The 13,958-nt window shown below is 62.5% G+C and carries 13 protein-coding genes; 3 read left to right on the forward strand and 10 right to left on the reverse strand.

Annotated elements, in window-relative coordinates:
* Nucleotides 1-4: 4 nt before the first annotated feature.
* The 4 genes from nirB to AC07RZ_RS16915 form a co-directional block, all read right to left on the reverse strand.
* A complete protein-coding gene (nirB, locus tag AC07RZ_RS16900; RefSeq protein ID WP_494668798.1) occupies nucleotides 5-2,563 on the reverse strand; it encodes a nitrite reductase large subunit NirB in 2,559 nt (852 codons plus the stop codon).
* A 10-nt stretch (nucleotides 2,564-2,573) separates the two neighbouring features.
* A complete protein-coding gene (locus AC07RZ_RS16905; RefSeq protein WP_494668799.1) occupies nucleotides 2,574-3,893 on the reverse strand; it encodes an MFS transporter in 1,320 nt (439 codons plus the stop codon).
* A gap of 309 nt (nucleotides 3,894-4,202) precedes the next feature.
* Nucleotides 4,203-4,847, reverse strand: coding sequence for a LysE family translocator (locus tag AC07RZ_RS16910; RefSeq protein WP_494668800.1), 645 nt, complete (start codon nucleotides 4,845-4,847; stop codon nucleotides 4,203-4,205).
* Nucleotides 4,848-4,906: 59 nt separating this feature from the next.
* Nucleotides 4,907-5,746, reverse strand: coding sequence for an NIPSNAP family protein (locus tag AC07RZ_RS16915; protein ID WP_494668801.1), 840 nt, complete (start codon nucleotides 5,744-5,746; stop codon nucleotides 4,907-4,909).
* A gap of 105 nt (nucleotides 5,747-5,851) precedes the next feature.
* Here AC07RZ_RS16915 and AC07RZ_RS16920 point away from each other — a divergent pair, with 105 nt between their 5' ends.
* Nucleotides 5,852-6,802, forward strand: a complete 951-nt coding sequence (locus AC07RZ_RS16920; RefSeq protein WP_144738069.1) for a helix-turn-helix transcriptional regulator — start codon at nucleotides 5,852-5,854, stop codon at nucleotides 6,800-6,802.
* Between the two features lie 202 nt (nucleotides 6,803-7,004).
* Nucleotides 7,005-7,454, forward strand: coding sequence for a ProQ/FinO family protein (locus AC07RZ_RS16925; RefSeq protein WP_186450483.1), 450 nt, complete (start codon nucleotides 7,005-7,007; stop codon nucleotides 7,452-7,454).
* A gap of 42 nt (nucleotides 7,455-7,496) precedes the next feature.
* On the opposite strand, the gene AC07RZ_RS16930 is transcribed toward AC07RZ_RS16925, so the two are convergent.
* From AC07RZ_RS16930 to AC07RZ_RS16950, 5 genes are all read right to left on the reverse strand, one after another.
* Nucleotides 7,497-7,970, reverse strand: coding sequence for a transposase (locus AC07RZ_RS16930; RefSeq protein WP_494668802.1), 474 nt, complete (start codon nucleotides 7,968-7,970; stop codon nucleotides 7,497-7,499).
* A 147-nt stretch (nucleotides 7,971-8,117) separates the two neighbouring features.
* Nucleotides 8,118-8,657: an isochorismatase family protein gene (locus AC07RZ_RS16935; protein WP_494668803.1), complete on the reverse strand. Its 540-nt coding sequence runs from the start codon at nucleotides 8,655-8,657 to the stop codon at nucleotides 8,118-8,120.
* A 73-nt stretch (nucleotides 8,658-8,730) separates the two neighbouring features.
* Nucleotides 8,731-9,933, reverse strand: a complete 1,203-nt coding sequence (gene pcaF, locus AC07RZ_RS16940; protein WP_494668804.1) for a 3-oxoadipyl-CoA thiolase — start codon at nucleotides 9,931-9,933, stop codon at nucleotides 8,731-8,733.
* A gap of 22 nt (nucleotides 9,934-9,955) precedes the next feature.
* Nucleotides 9,956-10,609, reverse strand: coding sequence for a 3-oxoacid CoA-transferase subunit B (locus AC07RZ_RS16945; RefSeq protein WP_494668805.1), 654 nt, complete (start codon nucleotides 10,607-10,609; stop codon nucleotides 9,956-9,958).
* A 14-nt stretch (nucleotides 10,610-10,623) separates the two neighbouring features.
* Nucleotides 10,624-11,322, reverse strand: coding sequence for a 3-oxoacid CoA-transferase subunit A (locus tag AC07RZ_RS16950; RefSeq protein ID WP_494668806.1), 699 nt, complete (start codon nucleotides 11,320-11,322; stop codon nucleotides 10,624-10,626).
* 210 nt (nucleotides 11,323-11,532) lie between these two features.
* On the opposite strand from AC07RZ_RS16950, the gene AC07RZ_RS16955 reads away from it, so the two are divergent.
* A complete protein-coding gene (locus AC07RZ_RS16955; RefSeq protein ID WP_494668807.1) occupies nucleotides 11,533-12,369 on the forward strand; it encodes an IclR family transcriptional regulator domain-containing protein in 837 nt (278 codons plus the stop codon).
* 170 nt (nucleotides 12,370-12,539) lie between these two features.
* On the opposite strand, the gene cqsA is transcribed toward AC07RZ_RS16955, so the two are convergent.
* Nucleotides 12,540-13,793 carry an alpha-hydroxyketone-type quorum-sensing autoinducer synthase gene (cqsA, locus tag AC07RZ_RS16960; RefSeq protein WP_144738076.1) on the reverse strand — a complete coding sequence of 418 codons (1,254 nt, stop codon included), beginning with the start codon at nucleotides 13,791-13,793 and terminating at the stop codon, nucleotides 12,540-12,542.
* Nucleotides 13,794-13,958 lie beyond the last annotated feature (165 nt).

Consider the following 13,958-nt stretch of genomic DNA (forward strand, 5'->3'; position numbering starts at 1 on the left):
TCCTTTAAACGGTTTCGACGACGACCGGAATGCTGATGCGCTTGCGCTCGGTCACCGTGGCCGGGCGGATCTGGCCGCGCTCTTCCACGAACACCACATTGCTGTCGGCCTGGTCGCTGTTGACGAAATGCTGGAAGCGCTTGCGCGTTTCGGCGTCGGTCACGGCTTTTTTCCATTCGCATTCGTAGGTGTCGACCACGTGCTGCATGTCGGCTTCCAGTTCCGCTGCGATGTTCAGCTTGTCCTGCACCACCACCTGCTTCAGGTAGTCGAGCCCGCCTTCCAGGTTGTCGCGCCAGACGCTGGTGCGCTGCAGGCGGTCGGCGGTGCGGATGTAGAACATCAGGAAGCGGTCTATGGTCTGGATCAAGGTCGCCCGGTCCAGGTCCGAGGCCAGCAGCTCCGCATGGCGCGGCTTCATGCCGCCGTTGCCGCACACATACAGGTTCCAGCCTTTTTCGGTGGCGATGATGCCGACATCCTTGCCCTGCGCCTCGGCGCATTCGCGGGTGCAGCCGGAGACGCCGAACTTGATCTTGTGCGGCGCGCGCAAACCCTTGTAGCGGTTCTCCAGCGCGATCGCCAGGCCGACGCTGTCATCCACGCCGTAGCGGCACCAGGTCGAGCCGACGCAGGATTTGACGGTGCGCAGCGATTTGCCGTAAGCATGGCCGGATTCGAAACCGGCCGCGATCAGCTCTTCCCAGATCAGCGGCAGCTGTTCGACGCGGGCGCCGAACAGGTCGACCCGCTGGCCGCCGGTGATCTTGGTGTACAAGCCGTATTTCTTGGCGACCTGGCCGACTGCAATCAGACCGTCAGGCGTGACTTCGCCGCCGGCCATGCGCGGCACCACCGAATAAGTGCCGTCTTTCTGGATATTGCCGAGGAAATAATCGTTGGAATCCTGCAGGCTGGCGTGTTCCTTTTTCAGCACGAAGTCGTTCCAGCAGGAAGCCAGGATGCTGGCCGCGACCGGCTTGCAGATATCGCAGCCCAGGCCCTTGCCGTGCTGTTCCAGCAAGGCGCCGAAGGTCTTGATCTGGCCTACCTTCACCAGGTGGAACAGCTCCTGGCGCGAATACGGAAAATGTTCGCAGACATGGTTGTTGACCGCCATGCCCTGTTTTTTCATCTCGGCCTTCATGACCTGCGTCACCAGCGCCACGCAGCCGCCGCAGGAAGTGCCGGCCTTGGTGCAGCTCTTCAGCGCGCCGATGCTGGTGGCGCCGCCGCCCACGGCTGCGCACAGGTCGCCTTTCGATACATTGTTGCAAGAGCAGATCTGCGCCGTGTCCGGCAAGGCATCGACCCCCAGCCCGGCCCTGGCCTGGCCGTCAGCCTGCGGCAGGATCAGGAATTCCGGCGAGGCCGGCAGCTCGATGCGGTTGAGCATCATCTGCAGCAGCGTGCCGTATTCGCTGGCGTCGCCTACCATGACGCCGCCCAGCAGGTATTTGCCGCATTCCGACACCACGATCTTCTTGTAGATCTGCTTGCGTTCGTCGGTGAACTGGTAAGAACGGCTGCCGGCTTCCTTGCCGTGCGGATCGCCGATGCTGGCGACATCGACGCCCATCAGCTTGAGCTTGGTGCTCATGTCGGCGCCGTTGAACTCCGGCGCCGCCGTGCTGCCGCCAGCGGCCAGCATATGCTTGGCAGCGATGCGCGCCATGTCGTAGCCCGGCGCCACCAGGCCGAATATGCGGCCGTTCCACAACGCGCATTCGCCGATGGCATAGATGTCCGGATCGGAGCTGCGGCAGCTGTTGTCGATCACGATGCCGCCGCGTTCGCCGACCTTCAGCCCGCTGTCGCGCGCCAGTTCGTCGCGCGGCCGGATGCCGGCCGAAAACACGATCATGTCGGTGTCGAGATGGGTGCCGTCGTCGAAATTCATGCGGTGCGTGCCGCTTTTGCCGTCGACGATTTCCAGGGTGTTCTTCTGGGTATGCGCAATGACGCCCAGCTCTTCGATCTTCTGGCGCAGGATGCGGCCGCCGCTTTCATCCACCTGCACCGCCATCAGGCGCGGCGCGAATTCGACCACATGGGTTTCCAGCTGCATGTCGCGCAAGGCCTTGGCGCATTCCAGTCCCAGCAGGCCGCCGCCGATCACGACGCCGCTGCGCGAGCGCTTGCCGCATTCCAGCATCGCTTCCAGGTCTTCGATGGTGCGATAGACAAAACAATCCTTGCGCTGATTGCCGGCCAGGGTCGGCACAAACGGATAGGACCCGGTGGCGATCACCAGCTTGTCGTAAGGCAGCGTGCGGCTGACGCCGTCCAGGTTGAAAGTGACGGTCTTGGCGGCGCTATCGATCAGCTGCGCCTTGGCGTTCAGCTTCAGGTCGATCCTGGTGCGCTCGAAAAATCCAGGCGCCACCAGCGACAAGTCTTGTGCCGATTTGCCGGCAAAGAACGCCGACAGGTGGACCCGGTCGTAAGCAGGACGCGGCTCTTCGCACAAAACCGTGACGTCGATATCCGGTGCGCCTGCATCCGCCAGGCATTCCAGGAATTTGTGGCCGACCATGCCGTGACCGATGACGATGATTTTCATGGTGCGTCCTTTATGCATTTCTGGTGGCTAGTGCGAGATCGTGCAATTCCTGTTCCTGCGCCTTGTGTTCCGGGCTGAAGCGCACGGCGATGGCGCACAGCGCCGAAACCGTCACCAGCGCGCCGAGCATGGTCAGCGTTTGCTGGGTATCGCTCAGCCCCTTCATCAGGAATCCGGCGGCCACCGCGCCGACATTGCCGCCGGCGCCGATGATGCCGGCCACGCCGCCCAGCGCCTTGCGGTCGATGAACGGCACCAGCGCATAAGTGGCGCCGCAGGCCATGTGGGTGAACAGGCCAAACGTCAGCATCGCCACCACCGCCAGCGCCACGCTGCCGGCATGGGCAAACCACAGCAAACCCAGGCCCTCGCCCAGCATCAGCACGAACAGCAGGACGGCGCGGCTGTCCAGGTTGCCGCGCAACGCTGCGCGGTCGGACAGCCAGCCGCCCAGCGCACGCGCAAACAAGGCCAGCAAACCAAAGCTGGCGGCGGCCATGCCCGCTCCCTTCAGCGACAAGCCGAAGTGGTCGACGTAATAAATGGCGGCGATGTTGTGAATGAAAATCTCGACGCCGAAACAAGCGCCGTAGGTAACGAACAGCAGCCACACCCGGTAGTTGGCGCTGGCGGCGCGAAAGCTGGCCCAGCCGCCCTTTTTCCCACCCTCTATCGCCACGCCGCGGGCGCGCAAATCTGCGTAATTGCCTTGCGGGCAATCCTGCGTATAGCGCCAGTACAGCGCCGCCATGATCAGCATGAACGCGCCCGGCACCAGCAGCGCCAGACGCCAGCCCAAGGTCTCGCTGACACCCAGCATCAGCAACGCGGTCGCCAGCAACGGCATCAAGGCTTGCGCCGCGCCGCCGCCGGCATTGCCCCAGCCGGCCGAGGCGGCGTTGGCGGTGCCGACCACATTGGAGGCGAACATGACCGAGGTGTGATATTGCGTGATGACAAAACTGGCGCCGACCGCGCCGATGCACAGGCGGAAGAACAGGAAACTCTCGTAACTCTGCGCCATGGCCACGCCGAACACCGGCAAGGCGCCGATCAGCAGCAACCCGGCATAAGTCTTGCGCGGGCCGTAGCGGTCGCACAGCGGACCGACCAGCAAGCGCACCAGTATCGTCACTGCTACTGCGGCGATATTGATATTGGCGATTTGCGCCATGCTCAGTCCGAGCTGTCCCTTGATCAGCGGCATCAGCGGCGCGCAGGCGAACCATGCGAAGAAACAGACGAAGAACGCCATCCAGGTCAGGTGAAAGGCGCGCATCTGAGGTGTACGCAGGCTGAAGAGTTGGATACTGGTCGCTTTGTTTGCCATTTTTTTGTCTCTTTAAAAACAAAAAGGCGTCCTCTCGTCCCAACCATAGAGTGGTCGGGCCAAGAGGACGCCGTTGTCCAACAGATCCATCATTGGACCTGCGTTAGAAAAGGTCGGATCTTCGTTGATCCTATGGCCTGATCCAGAGCAAACGCCGTGCCATCAACTTAAATCATTGATTTAAAAGGGGTTTTTAATTTCAAAGACAAAGGAAATTTTACCCGCCGCGCCGTTGCAGCGCGTGGCGCCGGACTTTTTGCGTGAAGATGGTGCGCCGCACTCTATTTCGGTGCAGCGGCCGTGCGCCGGCTATATCGCCTGCCAGCCCTCGATCCCGGTAACTATCCCGGCGGCAATCAGCAATGCGCCGACCGCCTGCGCCGCGACCAGGCTGCCGCGCGGATTGGCGTCGAACCAGCTGCGGGTGCGGCTGGACAGGATGGCAATGAAACCGTACACGCCGGCCTGGGTAAGCGCGGTGATGATCCACAGCACCAGCGCCTGGCTCCAGATCGGCCCGGCGTCGATTTTCAGGAACTGCGGAAATATCGCCAGCATGAAGACGTAGGCTTTCGGATTGAGCAGGCTGGTCAGCATGCCTTGGTAAAAAGTGGTTGCAGGCGCCTTGGCCGCCTGCTGCGGCGACGCCGACGCAAAGTGGAAGCCGCTCTTGCTGCGCAACAGCGACCAGCCGATCCAGGCAATGTAAGCGGCGCCGGCCAGCAGCACCAGGTTGAACAGGCTGGGCCATAGCTTGAGCACCACCGCCAGGCCGAGGGCGCCCATGGTCATGTGGCAGATGCCGCCGGCGACAATCCCGGCCACCGCCGCCAGGCCCGAACGGCGGCCGCCGACCAAGGCGCTGGCCAGCACGAAAGCCATATCCAGCCCCGGCAGGATGATGACGCCGAATACGATCATGAAGTACAGCCAGAGATTGGCGGATGGGTGCATGTTGATGTCTCCTGAAAGTAAAAGTAAAAAGCTTGCACGAAGGATCAGCGGCGGCGCGGCTATTCCGCCAGCCAGCGCAGGCGCGAGCGCCGGGCCGGATCGAAGATCACCAGCTCCGGCGCCGACCTGAGCAGGCCGTCGCCCGCCAGCTGCCTGGCAGCGCGGTCGGCCAGGGGATAAAAATCGGTTTCCAGCTGCCGGTCGTCCCTGGCGATGCCCAGCCATACCAGGTAGAGGCCGTCAGTCCTGACCGGCAGCTGCGGGAAATTGTTTTTCGCATCGAGCGTCACCAGCAGCCCGGCCTGGCGCATGCCGGCCGCCTGGTAAGCATCGAAGGCCGAGGCTGCCTGGCGCGCAAACAGTTCGACATCGCCCGCCTTGAGCGCGAAGATTTGCGCTACCACCACACCCTGCGCGCCGCCTGTTTCGCACACCGGGTCAACCGCCGGCAGCACGCTGACGCCGCTGTCCCGGCGCAGCGGCCGCAGCAGCAGCACGTTGTCGCTGTCGACGATCAGGTCGTTGAGCCTGGTCCGGTGCTCTTTCCACACCGGTCCGTAGTAGAAAGCGCTGTTGACGATGGCGCGCTCGTCCATGCTCTTGAAGCCGCGCAGCCAGGTAAAGCTGTCCTGGTTCCCGCGTTCGGAAAACTGGCCAAGCGCCAGCGCACCGAGTTGCTGGAAGGCTTCCGGGAAAAAACTTTCAAAATAGGCGACGAAGCTGGACAGGCCGCCGCGCTTGATCTGGTAGCGGCGGAATTCGATCACCTGGAAATCGCTGGGATGGCTGTTGTTTTGCATGGCTGGCCGCTGGCTGGTTGATGGAACCGTGCAACCTCGCGCAAGCGGCGCCCCAAGCATTGCCGACAGCAGAACAACTGCGGCGATGAATCGATACATGGCGCTCCTCCAGCATTTGGTCGGCTTGGATTTTTTGTTGCTGGAACCGAAGATAATGTCTATATAGGACATAATCAGTCCTATATATAAAATATCCTGCGAAGCATGTACCACCCAACCACACGCGTGCTGGCAGTGCTCGAACTGCTGCAAACCCATGGCCGGATGAGCGGGGCCGAGATGGCTGCGCGCCTGGAGGTCGACGGCCGCACGCTGCGCCGCTATATCGTGACCCTGGAGGAAATGGGCATCCCGATCACCACCGATCGCGGACGCCACGGCGGTTATGCGCTGGTCGCCGGCTTCAAGCTGCCGCCCATGATGTTCACCGACGACGAAGCGCTGGCCTTGTCGATCGGCTTGCTGGCGGCGCGCAGCCTGGGCCTGGCCGAGGCGGCGCCGGCCGTGGCGAGCGCCCAGGCCAAGCTGGAGCGGATCATGCCGGCCAACCTGAAGCGCCGGGTCAGCGCCGTCGATGAAACGGTCAGGCTCGACCTGTCGCAAGCCGTCTCGCCGGCCGACAACGCCGCCCTGGTTGCGCTGAGCACGGCGGCGCAAAACAGGCAGCGGGTGCACCTGCACTACCGCAGCGCCATAGGCGGCGACAGCGAGCGCGATTTCGACGCCTATGGCCTGGTGTATCGCGGCGGCCGCTGGTACGTGGCCGGCATGTGCCACCTGCGCAAGGACCTGCGCTCATTCCGGCTGGATCGCATCGGCCAGGTGCAGTTGCTGGAACAGCGCTTTATCCGCCCCGCCGATTTCGACGCCCTGGCGCACCTGGCGTTTTCGGTGGCCACCATGCCGCGCGCGTTTGCGATAGAGGTATTGCTGAAGACCGATCTCAAGTCGGCGCGCGATCACTTGTCGGACGCCATCGGCATCTTCGAACAGGCGGGAGACGGCGTGCTGGTCCACAACCAGTCGGACGACCTCGACTGGTTTGCCCGGCAGCTGGCCCGGCTGCCGTTCGCATTCGAGATCCGCCATCCGCCGGAACTGCGCGATGCCGTCCGGACCTGCGCACAAAGATTGATGGCGCTGGCTTTAGAGTGACGCCTCGCAATATTGACAGTATGTCGCTGGATCAATGCACGGTAGACTGGCTGTAATGTAGACTCGCAGCTCCGCGGTTCTCCGCAGAACAACACGCCACGGAAAAAAAGACGCTCCAGGCCGCAAAACGCAGTGGCGGCAAGAGTTTGACGGCTTCTCCGTGATATCCTGATCGTTCTAAAACACACTGCTTTTGTTGTCAATGAATACACCTGCTGTCGTCACCACTCCCAACCCTGTCCAAACCGCGCGCGTCCTGCTCAAGGAACTCCAGGAAAAATTCGCTGTGTTCCGCGATTACCAGCCGCTCGCGATCGGCATCGACAAGCAGCTCATCGCGCTGTCGCCGGAACTCAACCGCAAGACTTTGCGCATAGCGCTCGGCATGCACACCAATTCGCTGCGCTATCTCAAGGGCATGGAAAAAGCGACGCACAGGTTCGACCTCGAGGGCAACAGCACGGACGAAGTGACGGAAGTCCATCGCACCCATGCGACCGAGACGCTGCGCGAACGTTTCAAGAAAAACGCCGAACAGCGCAAGGCCCAGCGCGCCGCCGAAGCGGCGCAGGAAGCAGCCGAAAAGGCAGCGCGCCAGCATGCGGAAAAACTGAACCAGCTGACCGCCAAGTTCTCCCGCAACCGCGGCTGATCCGCCGCACAGGATTCCAGCTCCTGCACAGCCGGCTCCGGCTTATTTGCGGGTCAGCAGCCAGATCCAGCTGGAGCCGATATTTTCCAGCATGATTTCCTCGCTTGAAGCATGCAGGCTGGGCTTGCCTGTCTTGCCCAGCATCGAGAGGTATGCATCCCGGCTGCTTTTATTTTTCAGCCTCTGCGTTGCGCGCCGGGTATAGGTATCGCCAAACGCGGCAGTCCGGCTCAGCATGCCGTGCAGGTCCAGGTCATCGGCCAGCTCGTCCGCCAGCCGCCGCCAGATGCCGGCCTGGTTCCAGCGCATGAAGCGCACGTAGGCGGTCTGCCAGCGGCCGAATTCCGGCGGCAGCGCCGACCACTTGGAACCGTTATCCACCACCCAGAAGATGGCTCGCAGGAACAAGCGGTTGTCGCGGCCGGTGGCGCCGGGATCGGCGTCGCCTCCCAATAGCAGCGGTTTCAGTTTTTGCCAATGCTCTTCTCGAAGATCCATATCGTCCAAATCGTCCATATCGTGCCTTGATGATGTTTATCAAATTGCCCGATACATTTTTGATCATTTCGATTGAAAAATACATAAGGGATGACTTAATCCAGGGGCAGCAAATGCCCCATGTTGTCTTCGATCGTACGGCGCGCCGGGCGACAACCCGCCGGCTTACTTGATCAGCTTGAGTATTTCGCGGAATTTCGGATGGCCGCTATTGCCCATCCATTCGAACATCAGCATTTCGCTGCTGACGATTTCGGCGCCGGCCGTGCGGGCGCGTTCGATGGCCGCCTGCTTGTCGCTGCCGCGGCGCGAACCGATTGCATCGCTCACCAGTTTTACCCGGCGCTGCCGGTGCAGCAAACCCAGCACCGTCTGCAGCACGCAGACATGCGCCTCGCAGCCCAGCACCGCCAGCTCGTCGCGGCCATTGCTCAGCGCCGCCATGAATTTCGGCTGGGCGCAGGCATCGAAGCTGGTTTTTTCTATGGTTCTGTCCAGCAACGCATGGACAGGCGCAACGGTAGGCCCCAGCCGCAAGGGCTGCTGCACCGTGCCGATCACGGGAATCTCCAGCAGCCTGGCGGCCTGCGCCAGCAGCACCGCGCGTTGCAAGACCTGCGCGGCGTCGCCGATCACCGGCATCAGTTTTTCCTGCAGGTCGACGACGATCAGTGTCGTGCGGGAGGCATCGCAGAGATAGCTCATGGGCAGTCAGTAAATTTAAGGCAGATCCTTGTTTTATACCACGCGCCGCAAGCGTTTTTCGTTCCGTCGGCGGTCAGGCCCGTTCCAGCACCACCGCAATGCCCTGGCCGACGCCGATGCACATCGTGCATAGCGCGTAACGGCCCTGGATGCGCTGCAGCTGGTTGACCGCGGTGGCTGCCAGGCGCGCGCCGGAAGCGCCAAGAGGATGACCAAGTGCAATTGCGCCGCCGTTCGGATTGACGCGCGGATCGTCGTCCGCCAAACCGAGCTGGCGCAGCACTGCCAGCCCCTGGGCCGCGAACGCTTCATTGAGCTCGATCACGTCGAACTGCGCCAGCGCCAGGCCGGTCATCGCCAGCACCTTGCGCGTCGCCGGCGCCGGGCCCATGCCCATGATGCGCGGCGGGACGCCGGCGGTCGCCATGGCGACTATCCTGGCCCTGGGCGTGAGGCCATGCCTGGCGGCATTGGCTTCGTCGGCCAGCAGCAGCGCGCAAGCGCCGTCGTTGACGCCGGATGCATTGCCCGCCGTCACGGTCCCGTCCGGCCTGACCACGGCTTTCAGCTTGGCCAGCGCTTCCAGGCTGGTAGCGCGCGGATGCTCATCTTTATCGACGATGATGGCTTCGCCCTTTTTTTGCGGGACCGCAACCGGCGTGATTTCGCTGTCGAAATAACCGGCGTTTTGCGCAGCCACTGTCTTGGCCTGGCTGGCGAGCGCCATCTTGTCCTGGTCGGCGCGGCTGATGCCGTATTCGGCGGCGACATTTTCAGCGGTCTCCGGCATCGAGTCGACGCCGTACTGCTGCTTCATCACCGCGTTGATGAAGCGCCAGCCGATGGTGGTGTCTTCGATCCTGGCGCTGCGCGAAAATGCGCTCTCTGCCTTGGCCATCACGAACGGCGCCCGGCTCATGCTCTCGACGCCGCCGGCGATCATCAGGCCGGCTTCGCCGCTCTTGATGGCGCGCGCCGCCGTGCCCAGCGCATCCAGGCCCGATCCGCACAAGCGGTTCAGCGTCGCCCCCGGCACTTCCAGCGGCAAGCCGGCCAGCAGGGCCGACATGCGCGCCACGTTGCGGTTGTCTTCGCCTGCCTGGTTGGCGCAGCCGTAGATGACGTCGGCCACCGCTTGCCAGTCGACCTGGGGATTGCGCGCCATCAGGGCGCGGATCGGAATCGCGCCGAGGTCGTCGGCGCGGACGCTGGCCAGTGCGCCGCCGTAACGGCCGAAGGGCGTACGCTGGGCATCGCAAATGAAAGCGTGGGACATGAGGTTCTCCAGGATCGGTTAATCAGCAAGCCATGACGAGCGGCACCGCGGTGAGTTTCTGCAGCTCTTCGAACCGCAAGCCGTCGACCATGGCGATGACCTTGGCGCCGTCCGGGTCGAGGTCGATCACCGCCAGGTCGGTATAGATCCGGCTGACGCAGCCTATGCCGGTGAGCGGATAAGTGCAGGCCGCGACCAGCTTGCTTTCGCCTGCTTTGGTCAGGTGCTCCATCATCACATAGGTTTTTTTTGCGCCTATCGCCAGGTCCATGGCGCCGCCCACGGCCGGGATCGCATCCGCGGCGCCGGTATGCCAGTTGGCCAGGTCGCCGCTGGCCGACACCTGGAACGCGCCCAGCACGCAGACATCCAGGTGGCCGCCGCGCATCATGGCGAAACTGTCGGCATGGTGGAAATAACAGCCGCCCGGCAGCAGCGTCACCGCCTGCTTGCCGGCGTTGATCAGGTCGTAGTCTTCCTCGCCGACGGCCGGCGCCGGGCCCATGCCGATCACGCCGTTCTCGCTGTGCAAGATGACTTCGCGGTCGCTCGGCAAGTGGTTGGCCACCAGCGTCGGCAGGCCGATGCCCAGGTTGACCACGGCGCCGTCAGGTATGTCCTGCGCCACCCGCGCCGCCATTTGTTCTCTGTTCCACTTATTTATCAAGATAGTCATTATGTCCTGTCCTTTTATGCCGCTTTGAAGCCCGCCGGGCCGGTAGCGCTGCGCGGCACCTGCACCACCCGGTGGACGTACAGCCCGGGCGTGACCACGCTCTCGGGATCGAGGCTGCCCAGCTCCACGATTTCATGCACCGAGGCGATCGTCACCTTGGCGGCGCTGGCCATGACGGGACCGAAATTGCGCGCGGTCTTGCGATAAGCCAGGTTGCCCCAGCGGTCGCCGCGCTCGGCCTTGATCAAGGCGAAATCGGCATGGATCGGATGTTCCAGCACATACATCTTGCCGTTGATTTCGCGGGTTTCCTTGCCTTTGGCCAGTTCCGTGCCGTATCCGGTGGGCGTGAAGAAAGCGCCGATGCCGGCGCCGGCAGCGCGGATCCGTTCCGCCAGGTTGCCCTGCGGGACCAGTTCCAGCTCCAGTTCGCCGGCCCGGTACAGGCCGTCGAAGACCTGCGAATCGGCCTGGCGCGGGAAGGAGCAGATGATCTTGCGCACCCGCCGCGCCTTCAGCAGCGCCGCCAGGCCGGTTTCGCCGTTGCCGGCGTTGTTGTTGACGATCACCAGGTCGCGCGCGCCTTGGGCGATCAAGGCGTCGATCAGCTCCGCCGGCTGTCCGGCGCCGCCGAAACCGCCGATCATGACCGTGGCGCCGTCATGAATATTCGCGAGCGCCAGTTCGACCGAAGGAATAATTTTATTAATCATGGTTTTTACGAACATTTCGGTTGAAAAATATACATAAGTTCTTATAATGAACAAATATTCGCATAAAGAACTTACTTGAAAAGAATAGTCAGCAGGCAGGCCGGTGTCAACTGCTGATTTGTTGCGCCTGGGCGTCTGCCCAGGTCCTGCTTTGCACAGTGATGTCTGCATCCGCCGCCCTCGAACGGCAACTGATTGAAGGCAAACGCCATGTCGAAACCATCTCCGCTCCCCACGCCAGCTGCGATCGCAAGCAACGAAGATGGTGGCGTCCATGATCCAAAGCCAGGCGACAGCTACGTACAATCGTTCGCGCGCGGACTCGCCGTGCTGCGCAGCTTCGGCGCCCGGTCGCCGGCGCAGACGCTGACCGAAGTCGCGGCCGCCGCCGGGCTGACCCGCGCCGGAGCGCGCCGCATCCTGCTGACCTTGCTGCACCTGGGGTATGTCGAGGTGGATGGCCGCCTGTTCAGGCTGACGCCCAGGGTGCTCGAGCTGGGCTTTGCCTACCTGTCGTCGCTGCCGGTATGGACCCAGGCCCAGCCGGTGATGGAAGACCTGGTGCAAAACCTGCGCCAGTCGTGCTCCGCCGCCGTGCTGGACGGCGACGAGATTGTGTACGTGCTGCGGGTCCCGGCGCACAAGATCATGTCGATCAACCTGGGCGTGGGCAGCCGGCTGCCGGCCTACTCGACTTCGCTGGGACGCGTGCTGCTGGCCGGTTTGCCGGACGCGGTCCTGAGCCGGCGCCTGGCTGCCGCTGCGCTGCCGGCGCATACGCCGCAAACGGTAGTCGACCCGCAGCGCCTGCTGGAAATCATCCGGCAGGTGCGGATCCAGGGCTGGTGCATGGTCAACGAAGAACTGGAGCCGGGGCTGGTGTCGCTGGCCGCGCCGGTGTTCGACCGTAACGGCCGGGTGGTCGCCGCCATCAACCTCAGCGGCCAAGTGAATAATCCGACTCCAGCGCACCTGCTGGAACACTGCCTGCCCATGCTGCTGGCCGCCGCGGCAAAAATCAATTTGCTGGTGCGGGCGCAAAAATGAGGCAGGCCGGCAAATCCAATGGCGTGAAATCCGCGGCCTTTTTCCGCAGCCTCAGCCCGGGACGGCCCGACTGTTACGGCAAGGTGCAGCCGGAGCCGAAACACGGTGCGGCGCCCGGTGTTGAAACATGGCTGAGACATCCCGAAGACCATAGGCCTTCGGGATGTCCGTCAGCGAGGTCGACGGACGGAGGCGGCCATGCGCCGGCTGGATGACCAGTCGGCCAGCTGGACTTTTTCACGAATCGCCGCACAGGCTTGCAAGATCTGCTCGATTTCCACTTCGGTCAGGCCGGAGTTGAGCGTCAGCCTGACCAGCGAACGGTTCTTGGGTGTCGCCGGGGCGCAAAAGACCGCGCCGAAAATGCCTTCCTCTTCCAACGCTTTGCGCAACACCAGTGTCATCGGCTCTGTTCCGGCTTCCAGCGCGATGATTTGCTCGGTGCCGTCGCTGACGTTGTAGCCCAAGTCGCTCAAGCCATCGCGTATGCGGCGCGCATTGCGGTGCAAGACAAGACGGCGATCGTCGGCGCTGCGAATGAAATCGAGCGCTGCATCGAACCAGGCAAGTTCATGTCCCAGCAAACAGGAACTGAAAATGGCGGGACGCGAGGCTGACAGGAAATAGCCTTTGAACTTGCTGGAACAGGTAATGAATCCGGCCCGTCCGCCAAACGCCTTGGCCAACGACGCAGTACGGAAATGCACGCGTTCGGACAAGCCCATTTGCACTACCAGGCCGGCGCCTCCCGGTCCATGCGTGCCGAGCGAGTGCGACTCATCCACCACTAGAATGCTGCCGCTGTCTTCGGCGATGGCCAGCACTTCCGGCAAAGGACAGACGCTGCCCGAGGTGCTGTAGACGGCGTCGACCACAATCACCCCCGCGCCATGCTTAAGCACCTGGCGCCGCAGATGCTCGATCTCGTTGTGCAGAAACGGCACTGGACGCGCCTGCCCGGAATGCACGCCTTCCCACAGCGATGCATGGGCTTGCATATCCAGATACACCGGCACACCGGGGCCGGCAATGCTTTGCATCAATCCGACATTGCCGCTCCAGCCGGATTGCGTGATAAGGCCGTCTTCCGATTCCATGAAGCGCGCCAGCCGTTGCTCGAGACGGTGCTGAGGACTGCCTTCCTGTATAAACACCTGTGACATCAGCAAATTAACGTCGCCCTGCTTCAGGCGCGATACCTGGGCTTCAATCAGGGCCGGCTCCGCCGCGATGCATAGGTAGTCGTTGCTGGACAGGTAAATCGCATCCGGACCGGGCGCGCGCCATTTATGCAGGTGTTCGCCACCCAGCAGTCTTTCGATGCGATCAATATAATGCTCGTCCATCCGAGTTGATACGAACGCGGGCAACCGTTGCTCCGCTGCTGAAGTTAAATCAGCATGGTAGCTTGTAGTTAGTGGCATAATTTTCTCCCAAGACACTACTCTGTTGACATGCCAGACAGAGTAGCCAGCGCTCGCCTGCCTGGAATCTGGAGCCGAGCTGAGCAAATCGTTGAGAAAGCGCGGTAATCAGCCGGCCCATCAACTAAGTGCAGCGCAGCAATTTATAATAGGCTAATATTTCAC

Source organism: Collimonas sp. GW821-FHT07E08, assembly GCF_059418905.1.

What these genes read in the sequence shown, in the direction of transcription:
- nirB (WP_494668798.1), bottom strand. Translation starts at nt 2,563, where the DNA reads ATGAAAATCATCGTCATCGGTCACGGCATGGTCGGCCACAAATTCCTG.
- AC07RZ_RS16905 (WP_494668799.1), bottom strand. Translation starts at nt 3,893, where the DNA reads ATGGCAAACAAAGCGACCAGTATCCAACTCTTCAGCCTGCGTACACCT.
- AC07RZ_RS16910 (WP_494668800.1), bottom strand. Translation starts at nt 4,847, where the DNA reads ATGCACCCATCCGCCAATCTCTGGCTGTACTTCATGATCGTATTCGGC.
- AC07RZ_RS16915 (WP_494668801.1), bottom strand. Translation starts at nt 5,746, where the DNA reads ATGTATCGATTCATCGCCGCAGTTGTTCTGCTGTCGGCAATGCTTGGG.
- AC07RZ_RS16920 (WP_144738069.1), top strand. Translation starts at nt 5,852, where the DNA reads ATGTACCACCCAACCACACGCGTGCTGGCAGTGCTCGAACTGCTGCAA.
- AC07RZ_RS16925 (WP_186450483.1), top strand. Translation starts at nt 7,005, where the DNA reads ATGAATACACCTGCTGTCGTCACCACTCCCAACCCTGTCCAAACCGCG.
- AC07RZ_RS16930 (WP_494668802.1), bottom strand. Translation starts at nt 7,970, where the DNA reads ATGGACGATTTGGACGATATGGATCTTCGAGAAGAGCATTGGCAAAAA.
- AC07RZ_RS16935 (WP_494668803.1), bottom strand. Translation starts at nt 8,657, where the DNA reads ATGAGCTATCTCTGCGATGCCTCCCGCACGACACTGATCGTCGTCGAC.
- pcaF (WP_494668804.1), bottom strand. Translation starts at nt 9,933, where the DNA reads ATGTCCCACGCTTTCATTTGCGATGCCCAGCGTACGCCCTTCGGCCGT.
- AC07RZ_RS16945 (WP_494668805.1), bottom strand. Translation starts at nt 10,609, where the DNA reads ATGACTATCTTGATAAATAAGTGGAACAGAGAACAAATGGCGGCGCGG.
- AC07RZ_RS16950 (WP_494668806.1), bottom strand. Translation starts at nt 11,322, where the DNA reads ATGATTAATAAAATTATTCCTTCGGTCGAACTGGCGCTCGCGAATATT.
- AC07RZ_RS16955 (WP_494668807.1), top strand. Translation starts at nt 11,533, where the DNA reads ATGTCGAAACCATCTCCGCTCCCCACGCCAGCTGCGATCGCAAGCAAC.
- cqsA (WP_144738076.1), bottom strand. Translation starts at nt 13,793, where the DNA reads ATGCCACTAACTACAAGCTACCATGCTGATTTAACTTCAGCAGCGGAG.